Below are 24130 nucleotides of genomic sequence, written 5' to 3'. Positions count from 1 at the left end.
GATCCCGGCCACCGCGGGGTCGGGCCGGGGTCAGCGGGCCAGCCAGGCGCCGTCGACCGGGATCACCGCGCCGTGCACGTAGGCCGCCGCGTCGGAGGCGAGGAAGACGGTGACGCCGCCGAGGTCGTCGGGTCGCCCCCAGCGTCCGGCCGGGATCCGGTCCAGGATGGCCCGGTTGCGTTCCGGCTGCTCGCGCAGCGCGCGGGTGTTGTCCGTGGCGATGTAGCCGGGCGCGATCGCGTTGACGTTCACCCCGTGCGGCGCCCACTCGTTCGCCAGCGCCCGGGTCAGCCCGGCGATGCCGGACTTCGCCGCGGCGTAACCCGGCACGGTCACCCCGCCCTGGAAGCTGAGCATCGACGCGGTGAAGATGATCTTGCCGGAGCCGCGCCGGACCATGGCCCGGCCGATCTCCCGGGCCAGCACGAACGGCGCGGACAGGTCGACCTCCAGCACGTGGTCCCAGTCGTCGTCGGAGTGCTCGGCGGCCGGCGCGCGGCGGATCGTGCCGGCGTTGTTGACCAGGATGTCCACCGGGCCGCGCGCGAGCAGCCAACCGGCCAGGTCGCGCACGGCGGCCCGGTCGGACAGGTCCGCGCGGCGGGGCACGAACGTTCGCCCGTGCGCCGCCACCCGCGCCGCCACCGCGCTGCCGGTCTCCTCCAGGGCGGCGCTCACCCCCACCACGTCGGCGCCGGCCGCGGCCAGAGCCTCCGCCATGGCCAGGCCGATGCCGCGCCGGCAGCCGGTGACCACCGCCACCCGGCCGCTGAGATCGAACGGGTTCACGCGCCCCCTCCACAGTCGACGAGCACCTTCACGTCGCCGCCGGCCGCGAGCGCCTCGAACGCCCGCGACACCTCGTCCAGCGGCACGATCCGGGAGATGAGCCGGTCGGCGGGCACCCGGCCGCCGTGCACCAGGCGGACCGCCTCGGCGTAGTCGTCCGGCTCGTACACCCGCACGCCGATCAGCTCCAGCTCGCGCCAGAAGACCCGGTGCAGGTCCACCTGCCGCGGGGTGGGGTGGATCGCCACCACCACCAGACGTCCGCGTACCGCCAGCAGGTCGGTGGCGAGGCGTACCCCGGTGTCCGAGCCGGACACCTCGAACACCACGTCGGCGCCCGCGCCGTCGGTCGCCTCCCGGATCGCCTCCGGCACGTCGACCGACGCCGGGTCCAGCGTGGTGAGCCCGAGGTCGGCGGCGAGCGCACGCCGGTCCCGGTCGATCTCCAGGACCGTCACGGTGGCGCCGGTGCCCCGGGCGACCACGCCGATGAGCAGCCCCACCGGCCCGGCGCCGATGACGACCGCGTGCTCGCCGGCGGTGAGACGGGAGCGTCGGACGTCGTGCACGGCCACCGCGGTCGGCTCCACGAGCGCGGCCCGCGGCAGGGGCAGGTCCGCCGGCAGCGGCACCACGATGCGCTCCGGGACCGTCCAGGAGCGCTGCATCGCGCCGGGCGAGTCGACGCCGACGAAGGTGAGCCGGTGGCAGACGTGGGGGTGGCCGGCGCGGCACGCGGGGCACCGCCCGCACCAGTCCAGCGGCATCACGGTCACCGGGTCGCCCACCCGGTGCGCGTCCACGCCCGGCCCCAGCTCGGCGATCCGGCCGGACATCTCGTGGCCGAGCACCGCCGGCGGGCGGACCCGCTGGTCCATCGCGCCGTGCGCGATGTGCAGGTCGGTGCCGCAGATCCCGGTGTACGCGACCGCGATGCGCACCTGGCCGGGGCCGGGCGGCACCGACGGGGTGTCCTCGACGACGAAGCTCCGCTCGCCGACGTAGTGCGCGCTGCGGTTCACGCCGCCTCCTCGGTGTCGCCTGGTCGTCGCACGTCACGCCCTTCCGGTGGCAGGGTTGTTCTCGTCCCGGCCGCTGGTCCAGGCGTAGCCGAGCACCGGCGCCAGCAGCGTCTCGATCTCGTCGAGCAGGTCGGGGTCGGTCTCGGTGAGCGCCCAGCGCACGTTGCGGGCCATGTTCCCGGCGCTCGCGGTGCCGACGAAGGTGGTGGCGAACGCCGCCGGCGCGGCGGCGAAGCTCAGCGCCACCTGCGCGATGTCGACGCCTCGGCGGGCGCACAGCTCGGCCGCCGCCGCGGCGGCCCGCCGCACCGGTGGCGGCGCCGGGTGCCAGTCGGGCGCGCCCCGCCGCGAGAGCAGCCCCATGGCCAGGGGCGACGCGTTCATCACCGCCGTGCCGAGGGCGGCGAACCCGGGTGCGCTGTCGGCAAGCGCGCGGTCCAGCAGCGTGTAGCGGCAGTAGGACAGCACGGTGTCCACCGGCGTCGCCGCGGCGACCCGGGTGAGCGCGGCCAGCGGATAGCCGGTGACGCCGAGGAACCGGACCTTCCCCGCCTCGCGTAGCTTCTCCAGCGCGGGTAGCGTCTCGGCGATGACCTGGTGGAGGTCGCCGAACTCGATGTCGTGGCACTGGATCAGGTCGAGGTGGTCGGTGCCGAGCCGGTCCAGGCTCTCCTCGACGCTCGCCGTGACGCGCGCGGCGGAGAAGTCGAACGCCGCCTCGCCGTACCGGCCGACCTTGGTGGCCAGGACGTAGCCGGACCTGTCGACGCCGCGCAGCGCCCGGCCGAGCACCGTCTCGGCGACCGTGGCGCCGTAGTACGGCGACACGTCGATGATGTTCACGCCCAGGTCGAGGGCGGTGCGGACGGCGCGGATGCCGTCCTGCTCGTCGATCCGGCCGTAGACCCCGCCGAGGGGTGAGGCGCCGTAGCCGAGCATCGACACCTCCAGGCCGGTCCGGCCGAGGGGGCGGTACCGCACGCCGATCACGCTCCCTTCGGCCACGACCGGGACAAAGATCCGACGTCTCTATAGTGGGGAGCGTCGCCGAGGCTCGCCACCCCGGACGCGGTCGGTGCGACCGCACGCGGCGAGCCGGTCCGGAGGGGGCGTGGATGGCACTTACCGACGACGCGATCGCGAAGATCCGCGGCATGATCTCCAGCGGTGAGCTGCCCCCGGGGGCCCGGCTGCCACCGGAGCCGCAGTTGGCGGCGCAGATGGGCCTGTCGCGCAGCGGCGTGCGGGAAGCGGTGAAGGTGCTCGAGTCGGCCCGGGTGCTCGACGTGCGTCGCGGCGACGGGACGTACGTGACGAGCCTCGCGCCCCGGCTCCTGCTGGAGGGCCTCGGCGTCGCGGTGGAGTTGCTGCGCGACGACACGCTGCTGGAGGTGATGGAGGTACGCCGGATGTTGGAGCCGGTGGCGACCGGGATGGCGGCGCTGCGGATGACCGACGCCGGGCTCGACGAGCTGGCCCGGATCCTGGAGGACATGCGCGCGGCGGCCGGCGACGCCGAGAAGCTGATCACCTTCGACACCGCCTTCCACCACACCGTGGTGGCGTCGACCGGCAACGAGACGCTCACCTCGCTGCTGGACGGGTTGTCCGGCCGCACCCTGCGGGCCCGGGTGTGGCGCGGTCTGATCGAGGCGAACGCCGCGCACACGACCATCGACGAGCACCACGCGATCTACCTCGCCCTGCGGTCGCGGGACCAACTGCTCGCCCAGGCCAGCGCGCTGATGCATGTGAACACCTCCGAGGCGTGGTTGCGGACGGTGCTGGCGGCCAAGGCGGCGGCCGGCTGAGGCGCGGCGTCGTGTGGTCACGCCGGTGACTCCAGGCGGTAGGTGCGCACGGCGGTGCCGGCGAAGATCTCCTGGCGGTGCCGGTCCGGCAGCGGCGGCAGCGCGCTCTCCAACGCCCGGCGCACGCCCGGATAGTCGGACCGCAGCAGACAGACCGGCCAGTCCGAGCCGAACATCAGACGAGCCGGGCCGAACTCGTCCACCGCGACCTCGACGAAGGGCGCCAGGTCGGCGGCTGACCAGCCCGGCGCGGCCTCGGTGACCAGGCCGGACAGCTTGGCGGTGACGTTGGCGTTGTCGGCCAGCGCGGCGAGCGGGTCGCGCCAGCTCCGCAACCCCACCTCGCCCTGGTCGATCCGGGGCTTGCCGAGATGGTCGAGCACGAGGCGCAGCCCGGGGACCGCACGCGCGGCCCGGGCCGCCGCCGGCATCTGGTCGGCGCGGATCACCAGGTCGAACGCGACGTCGGCGGCGGCGACCTCGGCGAGACCCCGCAGCACGTCGGGGCGGTCCAGATAGTCCGGGTCCGCCTCGCCCTGCACCTGGGAGCGCACGCCGACGAGGAACTCACCGCCGCGCAGCCCCCGGTAGCGCGCGATGGTGGCCGCGACGTCGTCGGCCGCCACGTCGAGCCAGGCCACCACGCCGAGGATCGGTGGCGTGTCGGCGGCGTACCCGAGGAACTCGGGCGCCTCGTCGCGGTGGCACCGTCCACCCTCGACAAGCACGCTGCCGTCCACGCCGGAGGCGGTCAGCTCGGCGGTCAGGTCCGCCGGGGTGAACGGACGGCGGATGGTGTCCAGCCCGGGCGCGTCGAGCCAGCCGTAGCCGCGCTCCGGCCGCCACAGGTGGTGGTGCGCGTCGATGATCACGGTCGGGTCGCCGTCGCCGTGGCCCACCGCGCGCCGTCGGGGAACCGGTAGGCGGCCCGCGAGGCGGCCAGCATCTCCGCGCTCATGCCCGGCGCGCGGGGCGCCTGATACCGGCCGTCCCGGACGACCACCGGGTCGGTGAAGTGCTCGTGCAGGTGGTCGACGTACTCGATGGCCCGGTCCTCGGTGCTGCCGCTGAGCGCGAGCACGTCGAACATGGCCAGGTGTTGCACCAGCTCGCACAGGCCGACCCCGCCGGCGTGCGGGCAGACCGGCACCCCGAACTTCGCGGCGAGCAGCAGGATCGCCAGGTTCTCGTTGACGCCGGCGACCCGGCAGGCGTCGATCTGCACCACGTCGACGGCGCCGGCCTGCAACAGTTGCTTGAACATCACCGCGTTGTGCGCGTGCTCGCCGGTGGCGACCTTCACCGGCGCCAGGGCGGCGCGGACGGCGGCGTGCCCGAGCACGTCGTCCGGCGAGGTCGGCTCCTCGATCCAGTACGGGGCGAACGGCGCGAGCGCGCGCATCCACCGGATCGCCTCCGGCACGCCCCAGACCTGGTTGGCGTCGACGGCGATGCGGACGTCCGGCCCGACGGTCTGCCGGGCGATGCCCAGCCGGCGGACGTCCTCGCCCAGGTCGGCGCCGACCTTCAGCTTGATCAGGCGGAACCCGGCGTCGACCGCCTCCTTGCAGAGCCGGGCGAGCTTGTCGTCGTCGTACCCCAGCCAACCCGGCGTGGTGGTGTAGGCCGGGTAGCCCTCGGACAGCAGCCGGCGCTCCCGTTCGGCCCGTCCGTCCCGGGCGGCCCGGAGCAGCCCCAGCGCGTCGTCCTCGGTGAGCGCGTCGCGCAGGTAGCGGAAGTCGACCTGCGCCACCACCTGTTCCGGGGTGAGGTCGGCGAGCAGCCGCCACAGTGGCTTGCCGGCGCGCCGGGCGGCGAGGTCCCACACCGCGTTGACCAGGCCGCCGGCGGCCATGTGCACGACCCCCTTCTCCGGGCCCAGCCAGCGGATCTGGCTGTCGCCGACGAGCCGGCGGGCGAGCGCGCCCGGGTCGTCGACGAGCCGGTCGACCGGCTCACCGACCACCATCGGCGCGAGTGACCGCAGCGCCGCGACCACGAGCTCGGTGCCCCGCCCGACCGTGAACACCAGGCCGTGGCCCTCGGCACCGGCCGAGGTGTGCAGGACCAGATAGGCGGCCGAGTAGTCGGGGAACGGGTTCATCGCGTCCGACCCGTCGCGCAGGCGGGACGTCGGGAACCGTACGTCGATGGCTTCTACGGACGTGATGCGTTCGCTCAACGAGGTCTCCCGGGGTCGGATGGTCTCAGGTCTGTGCCTTGCCGCCGGTGATGCGGGAGACCACCAGGGCCACCAGGATGACGGCGCCGTTGAGGAAGTTGGTCCACTGCGCGGGCACCCCGGCCAGGGTCAGCACATTAATGATCATGAAGAGCAGCAGGACGCCGGTGAAGGCGCCGAACACGCTGCCCCGGCCACCGTTGAGACTGACACCGCCGATCACCGCGGCGGCGAAGACCTGGAAGATCGCGCCGCTGCCCTGGGCGGCCGGCACCGCCGCGAGCCGACCGCTGATCAGCAGGCCGGCCAGCGCGGCGAGGACGCTCGCCACGATCAGGGCGATCCACAGCACCCGGTCGGTCCGGATGCCCGCGGCCCGGGCCGCGTCGGTGTTGCCGCCGATCGCGTAGAGCGCCCGACCGGCGCGGGTGAAGCCGAGCACGACGACCCCGGCGGCGAACAGCAGCAGCGACACCCAGATGGACGCCGGCACCCCGAGCCAGGTGGTGGAGCCGAGGTACGTCATCGACCCGGGCAGCGCGAAGAAGGTCTGCCCGCCGGAGATGCCGGTGAGCAGCCCGCGCAGGACGATCAGCATGCCCAGCGTGACGACGAACCCGTTGAGCCCGAAGCGCACGATGAGCAGCCCGTTGAACGCGCCGACGAGCGCGCCGACGAGCAGGACCACGGGCACCGACCAGGCGCCGGGCAGCAGGTCCAGCCCCAGCCCCCGGGTGAGCGCGGGGTCGACGGTCAGCCAGGCGGCGATGCCCGGCGCGAGGCCGAAGGTGGACTCCAACGACAGGTCCATCTTGCCGGCGATCAGCACGATGGTCTGGGCGAGGACCACGATGGCGATCTCCGACATGCTCTGGAGCACGTTGATGATGTTGTCGGGGCTGAGGAAGACCGGGCTGACGATCCACCCGACGATCGCGACCGCGACGATCGCCGGCACCAGGGCCAGGTCGCGGAGCCGGGCGACGGCCAGGCTCCGGGACGAGGGCGCCGGTGGCGGCGTCGACGGTGGCACGGCCGGGGACGGGGTGGCGGCGGACAGCGTCTCAGACATGGTGGAGGTCCACCCCTTCCATGGCGGCTACCAGATCGTTGTCGCTCCAGCCGTGCGCCAGCTCGCCGACCACCCGGCCGGAGAACATGACCAGCACGCGATCGCAGATCCGCAGGTCGTCCAGTTCGTCGGAGACGACGAGCACGGCGCAGCCGCGCCGGCGCACGTCCTCCACCACCCCGAGCAGCGTCTGTTTGGACCGTACGTCGACGCCGGCGGTCGGGGTGATCAGGACCAGCACCTTCGGGTCGCTGGCCAGGGCCCGGCCCATGACCACCTTCTGCTGGTTGCCGCCGGACAGGTCGGCGACCGGGACGTGCGGTCCGTCCGCCTTGACCGTCAGGTCGGCGATGGTCCGGCGGGCCAGGGCGTCGCGTCGCTCGGGGGAGATCAGCCCGCGCCGGGAGATGCGGTCCGGCACGGTCATGGTGACGTTCTCCGCGATGGACAGCGACGGCACCAGGCCCTCCCGGTGCCGGTCCTGCGGCACCAGTCCGACCCCGGCGGCGAGGGCGTCGGGCACACTGCCCGGCCGCACCGCGCGCCCGTCGACGCGCACCGTCCCGCCCGCGCGCCGGGCCAGCCCGACGATCGCCTCGGCGGCCTCGACCTTGCCGCTGCCACCGCCACCGGCGAGGCCGACCACCTCGCCGGCCCGGGCCTGCACCGACAGTTCGACGCCGGAGGCGGTGACCAGGTCGCGCACCGACAGGCGTACCGGCGCGCCGGCCGGCAGCGGCCGGTGGTCCGCGCGGGGCAGTGTCACGTCCTCGCCGGTCATGGCCGCCACCAGCGCCGGGCGACTCAGCTCGGCGACCGGCGCGGTGACGATGTGCCGGGCGTCGCGGAAGACCGTCACCTGGTCGCAGATGTCGTAGATCTCCTGGAGGTGGTGGCTGATGAACAGGAACGTGACCCCCTGGGCGCGCAGGTCCCGGATCCGGGTGAACAGTCGGCTGATGCCCGCGGCGTCGAGCTGCGCGGTCGGTTCGTCGAGGATGATGAACCGGGCGCCGAAGGAGAGCGCGCGGGCGATCTCCACGAACTGGCGTTGCTCCACCGACAGCGTCGCGGCGGGTTGGCGGACGTCCACCTCGACCGACCACGCGGCAAGCGTCCGCTCCGCCTCCCGGCGCAGGCGCGACCAGCGGATCAGCCCGTCCCGGCCCCGCGCCTGCCGGTTGAGGAACAGGTTCTCCGCGACGGTGAGCGTGGGGATGATGGTGGACTTCTGGTAGACGCAGGCCACCCGCCGCCGCCAGGCGTCCCGGTCGCCCAGCGGCGGGGCCGGGCGCCCGTCGAACGCCACCGCCCCGCCGTCCGGGGCCTGTAACCCGGTGAGGATGCCGACGAGCGTCGACTTGCCGGCGCCGTTGCGCCCGACCAGCGCGTGCGTCTCACCGGGCCGCACCACGATGCCCGCCTCGGACAGGGCGACCGTCGAGCCGAAGCGCTTGGTGACGCGCACCGCCTCGACGACGGGCCGGCGCTCGCCCACCGGCCCGTCGTCGAGAGTTCGCGGGTCGGCGCTCATGCCTGGTTGCCCCACAGCGACCGGTCGTCGAACCGCAGCGTGGGCTGACCCCCGACCGGCGCGCCGTCGAGCGTCACCAGCGGCGCCGGGAGTTGGTCCTCCAGCAGCCCGTCCCGGACTCCGATGATGGTGCTGCCGTGGTCGGTGGGGCCGGGCTGGAACGTCTTGCCCTCGATCGCCGCGCGCACGTACTCCAGCCCGTACTTCGCGTACAGGTCGGCCGGCTGGCTGACGGTGGCGTCGATCAGCCCCTTGCCGATGTCCGTCAGCTCCTCCGGGATGCCGTCGTTGGAGACGACGAAGACGTGTTTCGGGTCGGTCGGCGGCACCTGGAGTCCTCGCTGCTTGAGGATCTGGAGTGTGCCCGACAGCGCGAACGACGACTGCATGTAGACGCCCTTGACGTCCGGGTCGGACGCGAACCGGGTCTGCAACTTCGTCGCGGCCACGTCGGCCTTCCAGTCGGTGGCCTCGCCGAACACGGTGATGCCCGGGAAGTCCGTGCGCATGCACTCGTTGAACGCCTCGGTGCGGTCCCGGCCGTTGATCGAGTCGAGGCCGCCCTGGAGCATCACAACCTTGCCCTTGCCGCCGAGCTTCGTGCCGAGGAACTGGCACGCCTTGGTGCCGTAGGCGCGGTTGTCGGCGCGTACGACCATGAAGACCCTGCCGGTGTCCGGCCGGGTGTCGATGGTGACCACCGGGATCTTCTTGTCGTGCAGTTGGCTCAGCGTCGGCGCGATGGCGGCGGTGTCCTGCGGAGCCATCACCACACCCTTGACGCCCTGGCTCATGAACGTCTGGGCGTTCGAGATGAGGTTGGCGATGTCGTTCTGCGAGTTGGTGGTCTTCAGTTCGACCTTCAGCTCGTCACCGAACTGCGGCACGTATCTGATGTACGAGTTCCAGAAGTCGGTGTCGGAGCGCGGGTAGTCGACGCCGACGATCGGGCGGGAGGCGTCCGATCCGCCGCCGGTGCGGTCACCGCAGCCGGCGGCGAACACGACGGACGCCCCGAGCACAAGCGTCAGGCCCGCGCTCAGGAGAGCCCTACGGATCATGGTGCTGCCTCCATCGTCCGGGGGAGTCGTCGCGGGGTCGCCGCCGATCGCGCCGAGGGTGGTCAGAACCGGGCGGTGGGTGAGGTGGGGACGGGACATGGCGATCCCTCCGGAACACGGTGACGGCCTCAGACATCAGACGTTAAGCGTTTCCGGCGTGTAACGTCAATGACGATCGAGGGTGAGATCGACGCAAACATCTTATGTATCAGCGTCGAGCGAGGCCATCGTGGTTAACGTTAACATCGATGAGCCTGAAACTCCGAGAGGCGTCGGGCGCGTCGACGCGGGTCAGCGACTCCGCACGGTGGTCAGGTCCGCGAGCCCGGAGATGGTGAGCAGGGGCTCCAGCACCGGGCCGGCGACGAGCGCGATGCGCTCGGCGTGCGGGAACAGCACGGCCAGGCCGGCGCTGTCCAGATATTCCACCTCGGTCAGGTCCACCACGAGAGGCTCCCCGTCGGGCCGGAGGGCGTCGTCGAGCGCGGCGGCGAAGGTGGCCGCGTTGCTCAGGTCGATCTCGCCGACCGCGGTCAGTACGCGCGCGCCGTCGGGACCGTTGCTCGTGGTCAGCGTCAGGGCCGTGCTCATCGGATGATCCTTGCCTGCATGTCGACGGTCGTGCCGGTGGCTCCCGGCGTCACGGTGATGCTGTCCATGAGAGCACGCATGAGCGCCAGCCCCCGACCGCGACTCGGGTCGGCGGGCCGATTCTGCTCCCGCCAGCGCCCGCTGTCGGTCACGCTCAGCCGCAGCGCGTCGGCGGTGGCGGCGGCGCGGAGCCGGATCCGACCGCCGGGGCTGTCCCGGTGGCCGTGCTCGATCGCGTTGGCGCACGCCTCACCGGCGGCCACCAGCACGTTGTAGGAGTACGCCGGGGCGAGCCCGCACCGGTCCAGCCAGCCGCGCAGCGCGGTGCGGACCTCGGCCAGGCGGGTCGACTCGGCGGGGAAGTCAAGCTCCAACGGACCCGGATGGCGGTAGAGGAGCAGGGCCACGTCGTCGTCGTACCCGCCGTCCGGGGTGAGCCGCTCCATCACCTCGGTGGCCAGCGCCTCGACCGGGATGCTCCGGCCCTCCTGGATCGCGGTGGTGACCCGGTCGATGCCGGCGGTCAACGGCTGGCGGCGGCGCTCGACGAGACCGTCGGTGTAGAGCATGAGCGTGGCCCGGGCCGGCACGACCGCCTCCGCCTCCGGGCGTTCCCGCCCGGTGCGCACCGCGAGCGGCCGGGAGCGGCCCCGGTCGAGGAACTGGGGGGTGCCGTCGGCGCGCACCACGATGGCCGGTGGGTGTCCGGCGCTGGAGTAGCGCAGCAGCCCGGTGGCCGGGTCGAGGACGCCGCAGAAGACGGTGGCGCACTGCGCGCCCGGAAGCAGGGCGGCGAACCGGTCCAGGGCCATCAGCGTCGGGGCCGGGCTGGCGTCCTGGAGCAGCAGCGCCCGGCAGGCGCTGCGCAACTGCCCCATCACGGTGGCGGCCTGGAGGCCGTGGCCGACACAGTCGCCGACCACGATGCCGATCCGCCCGTCGGGCAGCTCGACCGTGTCGTACCAGTCGCCGCCGACCTTGAGCGGAAGCGTGGCGGGGGAGTAGCGCACGGCGAAGCCGGACGGCAACTGGGCCGGGCCGAGGATCGCCCGTTGCAGCGCCAGCGCGGTCTCGCGCTGCTGGTCGATCTGGTGCACGCGGTGCAGGCCCTGACCGAGGTGACCGGCGAGAAGCGCCAGCAGCGTCTGGTCCTGCTCGGTGAAGGGCCGCTTCTCGCCCAGGTCGATCCAGAGCCCCATCGTGCCGTACGGGTGCTCCACCGCGATGCCGGCGCCGTGCGCCCGGGTCGCCACCGGGGTCAGCAGCGGCGTGTCCCGCAGCGCGAGCAGCGCCTGCCGGCGCTCGTCGGGTAGCGCCTCCCAGCGCAGCGCGCGGTCGGTCGCGAAGACCTCGGGCACGGCGGAGTCGCCGAAGACGGCGGTCACCACGGCGGTGGCCCGCCACAGCCTGCGCATCTCGTCCAGCACCCCGTGCAGGGCGTCGGCCAGGTCGTCCGCCTGGGACAGACGCACGCTCACCCCGGCCAGGGCGGTCTCGCGTTGCACGGCGTAGTGGTCGGCGGTCACGTCGCGGAACGTCCCCACGATCACCCGGCGCCCGGTTTCCGGATCATCGACCTGGTTGAACGACGCCGCGATCCAGAGCCGGTGCCCGTTGCGGTGGGTCACCGGCACGGTGTAGGTGCCCTGGCTCTGGCCGAGCAGCACCGAGAACGCGGCGGACGCCTGACGGTGCGCCTCGGGCTCGGCCTCCGGGTCCGGCCACCACGGCTGCACCGGTGGGTAGGGAAGACCCTCGGGGCCGTAGCCGAGGATGTCGGTGAACGCCGCGTTGATCTCGACGACCGAGCCGTCGGAGTCGCAGACGAAGAACGCCTCCTGCAACGAGTCGACGAGCGCGGTGCGCCAGCGGGCGTGGTGGTTGCGCAGCCGGGCCAGTTCTACGTTCGCCCGCACCCGGGCCAGCAACTCGGCGGCGGGGAACGGCTTGACCAGATAGTCGTCGGCGCCGGCCTCCAACCCCTCGATCGAGGCCTCCTGCCCGGCGCGGGCGGACAGCAGCAGCACCGGCGTGCCGGCCGTCCGGGGGTCGGCGCGCAGCGCCGTCACCAACCGCAGGCCGTCGAGCCGGGGCATCATCACGTCGCTGACCACCAGGTCGGGCGTGTGGGCACGGGCGGCGTTCAGCGCCGCCTGCCCGTCCGCCACGGCCTGCACCCGGTGGCCGGCGGAGCGCAACAGGCGGGTGAGGTATTCGCGCATGTCGGCGTTGTCGTCGGCGACCAGGACCCGGGCGGACACCTGCCCGTGGACGGCCGGCGTCGGACCGTCGACATGCGGTGGGTCCTCCGGGACCACCTCGGAGGTCGGGTCGTCGGGCAACCAGCGCAGCGCCTCCTGCACGAACGACTCGGCGGACACCGGCGGACGGCCCGGGTCGGCCGGGGCGATGGCGTCGCCGGGCAGGTGGGCGGCGCCGAACGGCAGCCGGACCGTGAACTCCGTGCCGCGATCGGGCGCGCTGGTGGCGCTGATGGTGCCGCCGTGCAGGCCGATCAACTCCTTGACCAGCGCCAGCCCGATCCCGCTGCCCTCGCCGGAGCGGGACCGGGCGTTCTCGATCCGGTGGAACCGCTCGAACAGCCGGGGCATCTCGTCCTCGGCGACGCCGATGCCGGTGTCGGCGACCCGCAGCACGGCCTGCCCGCCCTCGGCGCGCAGCGCCACCCGCACGGCGCCGTCGAAGGTGAACTTCAGCGCGTTGCTGAGCAGGTTGAGCACCACCTTCTCCCACATCGCCGGGTCGATGTGCACCGGCTGCGGCAGGGGCGGGCAGTCGACCTCGAAGGACAGGCCGGCCCGCTCGATCGCGGAGCGGAAGACGCTGGCCAGGTCCGCGGTCACCGCGGCCAGGTCCACCGGCTGGTAGCGGGCCTGCATCCGGCCGGCTTCGATGCGGGAGAAGTCGAGCAGGCTGTTGACCAGCTTGCCCAGGCGCAACCCGTTGCGGCGGATGACCTCCAGCTCCTCGCGGACCGGCTCGTCGGCGTCCCGGAGCCGGCCGCGCAGCTCGTCCACCGGGCCCATGATCAGCGTGAGCGGGGTGCGGAACTCGTGGCTGATGTTGGAGAAGAAGGCGGTCTTGGCCCGGTCCAGCTCGGCGAGTTCCTCGGCCCGCCGCTGCTGGGCCTGATAGCTGCGGGCGCTGGCGATCCCGGTCGCCACGTGCCCGGCGGTCAGCTCCACGAACCCGCGGTAGCCGTCGTCGAGGGCCCGGTAGCGGTTGAGCCCGGCCACCAGGAACCCGTACGGCGTGCCGCCCTGCTGGCGCAGCGGCACCAGCAGCGCCTCGGTCGGCGGGTCCGGCCAGCCGCCCGTCGGCAGCTCGGCGAACACGCCGCCGTCCAGTGGCACCCGGACCGACTCCCCCTCGGTCAGGGCCCGGACCGGCCAGAGCGCCCCGGGGGCGTCCGGCGACAGCGTCGCCGGGGCCACCGGGTGGCCGGCGGCGACACCTGTCGCCTCCGCCAGCCGCGCCTGCCCGTCGTCGCCGAACAGGTACGTCAACGTGAACGGCAGATCCTGCGGGTTACGCGCCAACTGCCGACCGGCGAACGCGAGCGTCTCCTGCTCGGTGCGGATCACGCTCGGGTCCGAGCCGAGGTCCCGCAGCGTGGCCATCCGCCGCTCGCCGATCACCCGCTCGGTCTCCTCGCTGACCACGCAGAGCATCCCGACCAGGGCCCCGCCGTCGTCGCGCAGCGGGCTGTAGGAGAACGTGTGGTAGGTCTCCTCGCGGTAGCCCGAGCGCTCCAGGAACAGCAGCAACCCCTCGTCCCAGGTCGCCTCGCCGGTGCGCAGCACGGTGTCGATGCGCGGGCCGATGTCGTCCCAGATCTCCGCCCACACCTCGTTCGCCGGCCGGCCCAGCGCCCACGGATACTTGCGACCCAGCGTGTCGCGCCGGTAGGCGGCGTTGCAGAAGAAGGTCAGCTCCGGTCCCCAGGCCATCCACATGGGGAAGCGGGAGGACAGCAGGATGCGTACCGCCGTGCGCAGGCTGTGCGGCCAGTCGCCGGGTTGCCCCAGCGGATGGCCCGACCAGTCGACCCGGGCCAGGTCCGGACCGATCTCACCGTCGACGGCGAACACGTCGGCCCGTCTCCGCGGGTCGGTGCCAGCGCCGGTCATCGCCTGAGTCTCCCTCACCGTCTCGCGTCGTGCCCCATCAGCCATGCCGGTGGGTTCTTGCCCCGACGGCGTCCCCGCCATGCCGCCGGCCCGGGTCGGGAGCGCCACAGTTCGGCCGTACGCCCGCAAGCGGCGGGTCGCGCCGGCGCGTGGCTACCGGTCGAGCGGGTAGAGGGCGGCGGTGAGCGTACGGCTGCGGGTGCGGTGGCCGAGCACGTCGGTGCTGTCGACGAACTGGTCGATGGCGCCGGTCAACGGCAGCGCGCGCAGGGCGGGGTCGCCGATGGCGTCGATCAGCGCCCGGGCGAAGCGTTCCGCGTGCAGGACGCGGAAGGGCCGGCCGTGGAAGTGCCGGGTACGCGGGTCGACCGGCGCGGTCAGGCCGAGGTCGTTGTGCCGGGCGGCGGTGGTCTCGTAGGCGGTGACGAGGTGACGCTCGCGGTCGCGCCAGTTGTCGGCGGCCAGGGCTGCGGCCAGCGTGGCGGCGAGCCGGCCGGTATCGGGGAGGCGGGCGAAGGCGGTGCCGAGCCACTTGCTGTAGGGCGGGTAGGCCCGGTCGATCAGCAGGCGCAGGCGCATGAGGTCGCGGACGAGGCGGGCGGCCACGACGGCCGAGCCGAGCTCGTCACCGACCTCGCCGCAGCGGCCGACGAACGGTTCCTCCTGGCTGACGCGCTGCCACTGGCAGGCCAGCACATAGCGCCACACGTCGTCGGGATACCAGGCCAGCGCGCGTCGCGCCGCGGCCAGGACGCCGAGTCCGTCGTGGTGCACGGCGCCGGCGGTGACCTCGGCCAGGGTCTGGGTGGGCGTGGCGAGCCAGTCCTCCGGCGTGACGCCGGTCAGCGGGTCGAAGCCGAGGTGGCCGGTCAGCCAGTCGCCGAGCTCGGCGATCACGACGCCGTGCTGGACGGGCCCGGCGGTGTGGCGCAGGTGCCGGGTGCCGTGCTCGCTGGGGACCAGGCTGGTGGGATAGCCGGCGATCGTGGCGGGCAGCCGCTCGCCGAGCAGGTCGTCGACCCGGGCGCCGTGGCGGGCGAGATCATCGGCGGTGAGGAACAGGTGCAGCCGCGGACCCCAGTCGTGGTCGGTGGACCGCCGGGTGTCGAAGCCGAGGACCTCGGACCCGGTGCCGATCAACGCCGCGCTGTAGGTGAGGTCGGGCAGATGACGAGACAGCAGGGGCCGGACCGCGTCGTCGTGAAGCCGGCGGGACAGCTCGACGCCGGGCATGAAGTCCACGGGCACGCTCGGCATTCTCGCAACGCGGGCCGGACGCCGGCGACGGATTTTCCGCTGCTCCTCGTCGGAGGCCGACCGCGCCGCACCCAGAAAAGGCCGCGCCGCACACGGAAAAGGCAGGGAGACCGCTTCCTGCCACTTCTAACGTATATCGCACCCGGGGGCTTGCGGCAAGACCTGGGTGGTGCCGCAGAATCGTCGGCCGGACGCGGTTCACCTGGGCAAACGGGGGCACGGAATGACCGGACGCTACGTGGTCGGATTCGACGAGATCGATGAGCGGCAGGTCGCCGTCGTCGGTGGCAAGGGCGCGCATCTCGGGGCGCTGTCCCGGATCGACGGGGTGAGCGTGCCCGCCGGCTGCTGCGTGACCACCGACGCCTTCCGGCGGGCCACGGCCGAGGTGCCGGCGCTCGACGACCGGCTCGACCAGCTCTGCCGCACCCGGCCGGACGACCGGGAGGCCGTCCGCACGATCAGCGCGGAGATCCGCCGCGCCGTCGAGGGAACCGCAGTTCCCGACGACGTCGCGACGGCGATCATCCGCGCCCTGGCCGATCTCGGCGAGCACGCCGCCTACGCGGTCCGGTCCAGCGCCACCGCGGAGGACCTGCCGACGGCGTCGTTCGCCGGCCAGCAGGACACCTACCTCAACGTGGTGGGTCCGGCCGCGATCCTCGCCCACGTCGGCCGGTGCTGGGCGTCGCTGTTCACCGAGCGGGCGGTGACCTACCGCCTCCGCCACGGCATCGACCACCGGGCCGTGCGGATGGCCGTGGTGGTGCAGCGCATGGTCCTGCCGGAGGCGGCCGGGATCCTGTTCACCGCCGACCCGGTCACCGGCAACCGGCGGGTCGCCTCGGTGGACGCCGGCGTCGGCCTCGGCGAGGCCCTGGTCTCCGGCCTGGTGAGTCCGGACGTGTTCGCGGTGCGCGACGGCGCGATCGTGCGCCGGACGATCGCCGCCAAGCGGCGGGCCGTACGCGCCGTGCCCGGTGGCGGCACGCGGATCGAGACGGTCGACCCGGCCCGCCAGGAGCAGCCCGCGCTGACCGACGCGCAGGTCCTGCGGCTGGTCCGGCTCGGCCGGCTGATCGAGGCCCGGTTCGGTCGCCCGCAGGACATCGAGTGGGGCCTGGTCGACGGCGACTTCCAGATCCTCCAGAGCCGACCGATCACCACGCTGTTCCCCGTCCCGGCGGTCGACGACGGGCAGAACCACGTCTACCTGTCGGTCGGCCACCAGCAGATGATGACCGACGCGATGAAGCCGCTGGGGCTGTCGATGTGGCGGCTGACCGCCATGGCGCCCATGCGTTCCGCCGGGAGCCGGCTGTTCGTCGACGCCACCCGGCACCTGGCCACGCCGACCGGCCGCGCCGCCTTCCTGGACCTGATGACGCGGTCCGACCCGCTGACCCGGGACGCGCTGGAGACGATCCTGGAGCGCGACGACTTCGTGCCGACGCTTCCGGACCCGGGTCCCGCCGGTCCGCCGGCCGGGCTGCCGCCGGCGACGATCGACACGGATCCGGCCATCGTCACGGCGCTGGTCGAGGGCAGCCGGGACAGCGTCGCCGCGCTGCGGCGCGACATCCGGACCCGGTCCGGGCCGGCGTTGTTCGACTTCCTGACCGAGGCGTTCGAGGAACACAAGCGGGTGCTCACCGACCCGCTGAGCATCCAGGCGATCATGGCGGGCATGGAAGCCACCTGGTGGCTCAACGACAACCTGGGGGAGTGGCTGGGCGAGCCGAACGCCGCCGACACGCTCACGCTGTCCGCCCCCGGCAACGTCACCTCGGAGATGGGGCTGGCGCTGCTCGACGTCGCCGACGTCATCCGCCCGTACCCGGAGGTGGTGGCGTTCCTGCGCGACGTCGACGGGGACGACTTCCTGGACGGGTTGCCGAAGCTCCCCGGCGGGGTCGAGGCGCGCGACGCCATCGCGGCCTACCTCGACCGGTACGGCATGCGCTGCGTCGGCGAGATCGACATCACCCGGCCGCGGTGGAGCGAGCGCCCGAGCACCCTCGTACCGCTGATCCTCGACCACGTCCGGAACTTCCCGCCCGGCGCCGCCGCCCGGCGCTTCGAGCAGGGCCGGCAGGCGGCGGAGCGGAAGGCCCGGGAGGTGCTGACGCGACTGCGGGCGCTGCCGGACGGGGCGGACAAGGCCGAGCGTGCCCGGCGGATGATCGACCGGGTCCGGACCTTCATCGGTTACCGGGAGTACCCGAAGTACGGCATCGTGAGCCGCTACCTCGTCTACAAGCAGGCGCTGATGGCGGAGGCCGACACGTTGGTGCGGGCCGGGGTGCTGGCCGACCGGGAGGACGTCTTCTTCCTGACCTTCCCGGAGTTCCGCGAGGCCGTGCGCACGCGGCGGGTGGACCGGCGGCTGATCCGTGAGCGCGCGGACACGTTCCGGGCACACCAGGCGCTGACGCCACCCCGCGTGCTCACCTCCGACGGCGAGGCGCTCACCGGCGCGTACCGCCGCGGCGACGTGCCGAGCGGCGCCCTGGTCGGCCTGCCGGTCTCGCACGGGACGGTCGAGGGGCGGGCCCGGGTCGTGCTGGACCTGGCCCGGGCCGACCTGGACCCGGGCGACATCCTCGTCACGACCCACACCGACCCCAGTTGGACGCCGCTGTTCGTCGCGGTGGCCGGACTGGTGACGGAGGTGGGCGGCCAGATGACCCACGGCGCGGTGATCGCCCGGGAGTACGGCCTGCCGGCCGTCGTGAACGTGCCGGGCGCCACCCGGCTGATCCGGGACGGCCGGCGGATCCGGGTGCACGGCTCCGGCGGGTACGTCGAACTCCTGCCCTGAGCCGTCCGGAAGGACCCGGCCGCCGCCGCCCCCGCCCGGGAGACGGCGGCCGGGTCGGCTCAGCGGTAGCCGGCGGCCACGACGTTGGCCTGGACGGCGTTCTCGGTCGCGTCCGAGGGATAGCCGGCCACCATGGCTCCCTCGTAGAAGGTGCCGACGCTCTGGTTGCGGTTGTCGATGCAGCAGTCGCCGCCGCTGCCCAGGATGATCGCGCCCTGCTTCTTCATCGGGCTGTAGCCGCGGGGCAGCGACCCGTCGTAGAGCGTGTAGAGGCTGCCGGACTGGGCGTTGCTGCCCTTGATGGCGAACCGGCTGGTGCCGTTGTTCTTCAGCGTGGCGGTGACGAACTTGCTGGTGAAGGCGCGTTGGTTGGGGTTCCAGGACTGGCTGCCGCCGGGGTAGAGACCCCATTCCAGGTCGGCCTGCACCCAGGGTCCGTTGCCGGAGCAGCCGCCGAACCAGCAACTGGTGCTGAAGTTGATCGCGTCCATCGCCCCGGCCCCGTCGGCGCGCCGGGTGGTCTCGCTGTTGCCGTAGTCGAAGCAGCAGCCGCTGTTGACGTGGGTGCCGCTGGTGACCATGTACATGCCCTCGGGCGCGCTGCCGGTGGGGATGCCGGTGGCCCGGCCGTCCCGCCAGTAGCTGCTGTTGCCGGGGATGAACAGCGAGTACGCCTTGGCCCCGCCGACCGTGACCGACTCGCGGTTCGCCACGGCGGGCTGGACCGCGCCCCCGATGCCGCCGGAGCCCTGGTAGCCGAGGTTGTTGCCCCGGGTCGTCTGGTCGTAGATCCAGGTGATGACGCATGTGGTGTTGGCGCAGAAGGAGTCCTGCGCGGCGGCGTTGGCGGGTCCGCCGGCGCTGACCGTGGCGATGTCGCGGGTGGCGTTGTCGGAGGAGCGGCGTACCTGGTAGAGCCGGCCGCTGTAGGCGCCGAAGAGCGCGCGGGTGGTGCTGTGCGCGGCGACGCAGGGCGTGCCACCGGCGGCGTAGATGTCGCAGGGGCCGTTCGTGGTCGGCGGCGGGGTGGTGGGTGGTGGCGTCGTGGGCGGGGTGCTTGTCGGTGGCGCGGTCGTCGGTGGGGTGCTGACGCCGCCGGTGCAGGTGGTGCCGTTGAGGGCGAAGCTGGTGGGGATGGGGTTGCTGCCGGTGGCTGCGCCGTTGAAGCCGAAGGTGGTGCTGCCGCCGGTGGGGATCGCGCCGTTGTAGGAGACGTTGGCGGCGGTGACGGCGGCGCCGGTCTGGGTCAGCGCGGTGTTCCAGTATTGGGTGACGGTCTGCCCGGCGGTGAAGGTCCAGGTCAGACGCCAGTTGCTGACCGGGTCGCCGAGGTTGGTGACGGTGACGTTGGCGCCGAAGCCGCCGGGCCAGGACGAGGACACCGTGTAGGTGACGGAGCAGCCGGCCGCGGCGGCGGACGCGAGCTGGGTGCCGGTGAGGCCGGCGGTGAGGGTGAGCGCGGCGGCGGCGACGATCGACGCCCAGCGTCGGCGGGAACGGCTGGTGAGTGGCACGGGGACCTCCCGGTCCGTGAGGGGGACGGCACGCCCGGCTGACCACGGTTTAACGCTCACATGCGTCGTCCGATGTGGATCGCGCTCCGGGAGCGGCCGGGTGTCGATCCCGGCGGCCCTTCAGCCATGCGCGTCGAACGGCGCCGGTCTGCCCTGGACCGGCGGTGGTGCGAGGTGGCAAGCTCCCGATGGCCTCCCTGGGAGGCGCACCCGTCTATGTTTGCGTTAACATTGCGTGGATGTCAACGGTGCGTCGCGCCGGTCAGCGCGGTGCCTCGGCCGGCGGCGGCCAGGCGGCCGGGATGCGCTCCAGCACCCCGCCGGCGAAGACGTCGCGGAGGCCGAGCGGCTTGAGGTGGACATATCCGATGTGGCAGTCGCAGATCGCGTTGCCGCACGCCCGTGGCCGCAAAGCGGCCCGCCACGACCCGTCGTAGAGGTTGCCGATGGGCTCGGGGATGAAGTGGCAGCGCCGGACCGTGCCGTCGCCGAGCACCGAGACGGCCGTCTCGCCGGCGTGGCAGGGCTGCCCGAGGGACAGGTGCGGGCGGACGCTGTGCCCGAAGTGCGGGTCCAGGATGGTCCACACCGCCTCCTCGGCGGCGGTGTAGCGGCGCCCCTCGGCCGCGTTGACCCACAGGTAGACGGCGGGCGGCAACGCGGCGCGCAGCGCCCGCGCCTCGTCGAGGTGCTCCGGCAGGCCGACGACCCCGACCGAGTAGCGGATGCCCAACTCGGTCAGGCGCGCGCAGCGACGCAGGAACCGCGCCCGGTCGACCTGCCCGGGATGGTAGGTCGTCCACAACGCCGCCGCGCCGGCGTCGGCGTCGGCCAGCCAGTCGACCCGGGCCGCCAGGTTGGTCTGCACCACCACCCGGTCGACGTGCGGCAGGTGGGACAGCGACACCATCGCGTCCCGGTACCACCCGCGGGTCAGCGCCTCGCCCCAGGGCGTGAACAGCACCGACAACCGGACGTCCGTGGTCGCGGCGACCCAGTCGGTGAAGCGGGCCAGCGCCGTCCGGTCGGCGCGCAGCAGCTCCGGCGGATCGCGCCGCTTGGCGAACGGGCAGTACGGGCAGTCGTAGTTGCAGCTCGCCAACGGCCCCCGGTAGAGGATCGACAGGTTCACCGCAGCGCGTACCCGGTCATCGCGTGCCGCACCTCGGCGGAGGTGAGCCACGGGCCGACGGCGTCGGAGCGGGCCAGCCCGGCGGCGGTGAGCCGCAGCCCCCCGTCGGTGGCCCAGCCCCGCTCGACGAGCCGGCCGAGCTGCGGGAAGTCGTCGGACGGCGGACGGCCGAAACGGGCCCGGTAGGCGCCGGCGTCGACGCCCTCGGCGCGCAGCAGCGAGGTCAACAGCCAGCGGCGACGCTGCTCCGCGCCGTCGAGGCGGAACCCGAACTCGGCGTGCGCGAAATCCTCGGTGGGGCGGGCGAGGTAGTCGTCGAGCACCGCGCGGACCTGCGTGACGCTCACCGCGTAGTCGAAGGAGTAGTGCAGCGCGGTGGTGTAGGAGCGGGCGCCGCAGCCCAGGCCGACCATGCCGTCGTCCTGGCAGCGGTAGCCCGGGCCGTCCGGCGTCGGCGCGTCGGCGCGGCGGAACTGACGCATCGACTCCTGCCGGTAGCCGGCCGCGCCGAGCGTCTCCACCGCCTGCCGGTAGAGCGCCAGCCGCTCGGCGTCCCAGTCGGCGCGGGCGTGCGCACGTCGCCCCAGGCCGGTCAGCGGCCGGACGTAGAGCGGGTAGAGGAACAACTCCTCCGGGCGCCAGGCCAGCGCCGCGTCCAGGCTCTGCCGCCACGTGTCGGCGGTCTGCCCGTCGATGCCGTAGATCAGGTCGATGTTGAGCACCGGGACCCGGGCCGCGCGGATCGCCGCCAGCGCCGCCTCCACCTCGACCCGGCGCTGCGGCCGGCCGGCGGCGCGCGCCTCCACCTCGAGGAAGCTCTGCACGCCGATGCTCACCCGGGTGGTGCCGTGCGCGGCGAGCACCGCGAGCCGGTCCGGGGTCGCGGTGGCCGGCGACGTCTCGACCGACAGCGGTACGCCCGGCAGGCCGGCGCCGAGCGGGCCGGTGGCGATGGCGAACAGCTCGGTCAACTCGTCGGCGGTGAGGTAGGTGGGGGTGCCGCCGCCGAACGCCGCGCGCGCGAACCCGGCGTCGCCGCCGAGCGCCTCGGCGACCTGCCCGGCCTGCCGGCGGAGCTGCCGCAGATAGGCGGTGACCTGCTCGGCCGGCGCGTTGGCGCGGGTGAACAGGTTGCAGAAGCCGCACCGCATCTCGCAGAACGGCACGTGCAGGTAGAGGAAGAGCGCCTCGCGTGCCTCGGCTCGCCACACGTCGGCCAGCCGGGGCCGGGGACGCAGCGGCCGGTAGGAGGTCTTGTGCGGGTAGGCGTAGAGGTACTGCTGGTAGGCGGAGCCGTCGAGGCTCTCATCGGTGCTTGTCACCATGCTCCCGGGTGCAGGACGAAGTCGGCGTAGGGGACGGTCCACACCACGTCGTGGCCGATCCGGTGACCGGTGTGGCCGTCCTCCCCGTACGCGGTGCCGTGGTCGGAGCAGACGATCGTGAACACCGGGCGGCCCCGGCCGGTCACCAGGCGGAACAGCCGGTCGACGCGCCCGTCGACGTATTCCAGCGCGGCGGCGTGGGTGGCCCGGCTGTCGGCTTCGGCGCCGGGCAGGTGATGCCGGTTGGGCTGGTGCAGGGCGGCGACGTTGAGGAAGGTGAACAGCGGCCGACCGGCCGGCAGCCGGGCCAGCACCTCAGCCAGCCGGTCGAGCTGCGCGTCCAGGCAGGTGGGGGACGTGACCCCGAACTCCGGCTCCCAGTGCGCCTCGGCGAACAGGTCGGGCAGCGCCGACCCCAGCGGGCTGCGCCGGTTGAAGAAGCCCACCCCGCCCAGGCAGAGCGTGTGGTAGCCGGCGCCGGCGAGCGCGGTCGGCAGGTCCGCCGCGTCGAACACCCACGTGTCGGGGCCGGCGGTCTCGCTGCCGGGAAACGCCGCCGCGTACCGCCGCTCGTGCCGCCCCGGCGCGGTCGGGGTGGGCAGGAAACCGGCGAAGAAGGCGTGGTGGGCGGCGTAGGTGAAGCTCGCGGGGGTGTGTCGCCGTTCCCACCGGCCGCCGGGCAGCGCCCGCGCCAACCGTGGCGTGCGCCCCGCCGCGGCCAGCTCGGCCGCCACGTCGTAGCGCAACGTGTCGAGCGTGACCAGGAGCAGGTCGTGGCTGCCGATCAGGCCGCGCACCCGGCCACCTCCGCCCGCCACCGCCGCCACCGGCCGCTCGTCAGCGCGTGCACCTGCTCGGCGTAGCTGTCCCGGCCGTCGGCGACCACGCCGGGCAGCAGGTCGCCGAACGCGTTGGCCTCGGCGACGGCGTGCCGGCGCCACCCGGTGCGGAACATCAGGTCGACACCGACGTGCAGCGAGCCGGGGAAGCAGGCGGCCACCCGCTCGCAGGTCTCCATCGCCGCGGACCAGGCCGCCGGCCCCGCCGCCGCCCGCAGCTCGGTGAGGTCGCCGCGCGCGTTGCCGAGGTGCAGGTTGGTCAGCGGCCCCCGGGCGGCGCGGACCACCGCGTGCGTGGGTCGGCCGGCGACCACGAGCACCCGCACGTCGACCACCCGGTCGCGCAGACCGGCCTTGGGCAGCCACCGCTCGACGTGCAGCCCGTCCGGCGCCAACCGGTCGACGATCGCGGCGACCGTCGACTCGTCGGTGAGGCGGCGCACCCGCAGCGAGTTGAACAGCCCGTCCGGGGTGGGCTCGACCGTGGTGTCGGCCCGCACGCCGCGCGGGCCGACCGCCAGCGCGAGCACCCCGGCGGCCGACGAGCCGTGCGCCGGCTTGACGAACACCCGGGGCCAGCCGGCGGCGGCCATCGCCTCGCGCAGCGCGGCGTAGCCGGTGACCGGCGGCAGCGCGGCCGGCACCGGTACGCCGGCCGCCGACAGCACCGCGTGGCAGCGTCGCTTGTCGCACAGCGTCGCGACGTCCGCCGGCGCGTTGAGCAGCTCCGCGCCGCCGGCGGCGACCCGGGCGAGGCCGGCGACCAGACCGGCGTACGCGTCGGCGAGACCGACCAGCTCACCGTGGCGGGCGGCGGTGGGCGCACCCCGTAGCAACCGGTCGACCGTCGGGTCCTCGCCCGCCGAGTCCACCCGGACCACCGCGCCGGCCGGCGGGGGCGCGGCCCCGGTCAGCACGTCGGCCCAGGGAAGCACGTCGGGGGCGGGCAGGCCCGCGCCGCGCACCGCCCGGGTGAACATCGCCACCCGCCGGTTGGCGGGGTTACCCACGACGGTCAGCCGCATGTCA

Annotated in this window: 18 protein-coding genes; 2 read left to right on the top strand and 16 right to left on the bottom strand. The window is 73.7% G+C overall.

The annotated features are described in order from the left end of the window. Nucleotides 1–30 precede the first annotated feature (30 nt). Genes O7619_RS21035 through O7619_RS21025 form a run of 3 tightly spaced genes read right to left on the bottom strand, consistent with a single transcriptional unit; the run spans nt 31 to nt 2792 of the window. On the bottom strand, nt 31–789 hold the full coding sequence (locus tag O7619_RS21035) for an SDR family oxidoreductase (protein WP_282282931.1): 759 nt from the start codon (nt 787–789) through the stop codon (nt 31–33). Next, nucleotides 786–1811: an alcohol dehydrogenase catalytic domain-containing protein gene (locus O7619_RS21030; protein WP_282282930.1), complete on the bottom strand. Its 1026-nt coding sequence runs from the start codon at nt 1809–1811 to the stop codon at nt 786–788. The genes O7619_RS21035 and O7619_RS21030 overlap by 4 nt, the downstream gene beginning before the upstream one ends. Nucleotides 1812–1844: 33 nt before the next feature. After that, entirely contained in the window at nt 1845–2792 is a 948-nt protein-coding gene (locus tag O7619_RS21025) for an aldo/keto reductase (RefSeq protein ID WP_282282929.1), read from the bottom strand. A gap of 134 nt (nt 2793–2926) precedes the next feature. Here O7619_RS21025 and O7619_RS21020 point away from each other — a divergent pair, with 134 nt between their 5' ends. Beyond that, the gene (locus O7619_RS21020) at nt 2927–3622 is read left to right on the top strand and encodes a FadR/GntR family transcriptional regulator (RefSeq protein ID WP_282282927.1); all 696 of its coding nucleotides are present in this window, start codon (nt 2927–2929) and stop codon (nt 3620–3622) included. Between the two features lie 17 nt (nt 3623–3639). Here the strand turns inward: O7619_RS21020 and O7619_RS21015 are convergent, their stop codons facing one another. The 8 genes from O7619_RS21015 to O7619_RS20980 form a co-directional block, all read right to left on the bottom strand. Further along, nucleotides 3640–4521: an amidohydrolase family protein gene (locus O7619_RS21015; RefSeq protein WP_282282925.1), complete on the bottom strand. Its 882-nt coding sequence runs from the start codon at nt 4519–4521 to the stop codon at nt 3640–3642. After that, complete coding sequence (locus O7619_RS21010; RefSeq protein ID WP_282282924.1) at nt 4491–5804, bottom strand: enolase C-terminal domain-like protein; 1314 nt, start codon at nt 5802–5804, stop codon at nt 4491–4493. The genes O7619_RS21015 and O7619_RS21010 overlap by 31 nt, the downstream gene beginning before the upstream one ends. A 25-nt stretch (nt 5805–5829) precedes the next feature. After that, nucleotides 5830–6876: an ABC transporter permease gene (locus tag O7619_RS21005; protein ID WP_282282923.1), complete on the bottom strand. Its 1047-nt coding sequence runs from the start codon at nt 6874–6876 to the stop codon at nt 5830–5832. Further along, complete coding sequence (locus tag O7619_RS21000) at nt 6869–8410, bottom strand: sugar ABC transporter ATP-binding protein (protein ID WP_282282922.1); 1542 nt, start codon at nt 8408–8410, stop codon at nt 6869–6871. The genes O7619_RS21005 and O7619_RS21000 overlap by 8 nt, the downstream gene beginning before the upstream one ends. Beyond that, the gene (locus tag O7619_RS20995) at nt 8407–9570 is read right to left on the bottom strand and encodes a sugar ABC transporter substrate-binding protein (protein WP_282282921.1); all 1164 of its coding nucleotides are present in this window, start codon (nt 9568–9570) and stop codon (nt 8407–8409) included. Before O7619_RS20995 ends, O7619_RS21000 begins: the two co-directional genes overlap by 4 nt. Before the next feature lie 192 nt (nt 9571–9762). Further along, nucleotides 9763–10062, bottom strand: a complete 300-nt coding sequence (locus O7619_RS20990; RefSeq protein ID WP_282282919.1) for an STAS domain-containing protein — start codon at nt 10060–10062, stop codon at nt 9763–9765. Then, on the bottom strand, nt 10059–14213 hold the full coding sequence (locus O7619_RS20985) for a SpoIIE family protein phosphatase (RefSeq protein WP_282282917.1): 4155 nt from the start codon (nt 14211–14213) through the stop codon (nt 10059–10061). Before O7619_RS20985 ends, O7619_RS20990 begins: the two co-directional genes overlap by 4 nt. Nucleotides 14214–14366: 153 nt before the next feature. Continuing rightward, nucleotides 14367–15470, bottom strand: coding sequence for a DUF4037 domain-containing protein (locus O7619_RS20980; RefSeq protein WP_282282916.1), 1104 nt, complete (start codon nt 15468–15470; stop codon nt 14367–14369). Between the two features lie 223 nt (nt 15471–15693). On the opposite strand from O7619_RS20980, the gene rph reads away from it, so the two are divergent. Further along, the gene (gene rph, locus O7619_RS20975) at nt 15694–18291 is read left to right on the top strand and encodes a rifamycin-inactivating phosphotransferase (RefSeq protein ID WP_282282915.1); all 2598 of its coding nucleotides are present in this window, start codon (nt 15694–15696) and stop codon (nt 18289–18291) included. Between the two features lie 59 nt (nt 18292–18350). On the opposite strand, the gene O7619_RS20970 is transcribed toward rph, so the two are convergent. The 5 genes from O7619_RS20970 to O7619_RS20950 form a co-directional block, all read right to left on the bottom strand. Next, nucleotides 18351–19805 carry an arabinofuranosidase catalytic domain-containing protein gene (locus tag O7619_RS20970; RefSeq protein WP_282282913.1) on the bottom strand — a complete coding sequence of 485 codons (1455 nt, stop codon included), beginning with the start codon at nt 19803–19805 and terminating at the stop codon, nt 18351–18353. 262 nt (nt 19806–20067) lie between these two features. Further along, on the bottom strand, nt 20068–20937 hold the full coding sequence (locus O7619_RS20965) for an STM4011 family radical SAM protein (RefSeq protein ID WP_282282912.1): 870 nt from the start codon (nt 20935–20937) through the stop codon (nt 20068–20070). Further along, complete coding sequence (locus O7619_RS20960) at nt 20934–22259, bottom strand: STM4012 family radical SAM protein (RefSeq protein ID WP_282282911.1); 1326 nt, start codon at nt 22257–22259, stop codon at nt 20934–20936. Before O7619_RS20960 ends, O7619_RS20965 begins: the two co-directional genes overlap by 4 nt. Next, entirely contained in the window at nt 22256–23059 is an 804-nt protein-coding gene (locus O7619_RS20955; RefSeq protein ID WP_282282910.1) for an STM4013/SEN3800 family hydrolase, read from the bottom strand. Before O7619_RS20955 ends, O7619_RS20960 begins: the two co-directional genes overlap by 4 nt. Then, entirely contained in the window at nt 23047–24126 is a 1080-nt protein-coding gene (locus O7619_RS20950) for an STM4014 family protein (protein ID WP_282282909.1), read from the bottom strand. The genes O7619_RS20955 and O7619_RS20950 overlap by 13 nt, the downstream gene beginning before the upstream one ends. Nucleotides 24127–24130 lie beyond the last annotated feature (4 nt).

Source organism: Micromonospora sp. WMMD998 (genome assembly GCF_029581235.1).
Lineage (GTDB): Bacteria > Actinomycetota > Actinomycetes > Mycobacteriales > Micromonosporaceae > Micromonospora.
The sequence above is the reverse complement of the archived record's forward strand: the minus strand, read 5'-3'. Positions and strand labels throughout refer to the sequence as shown.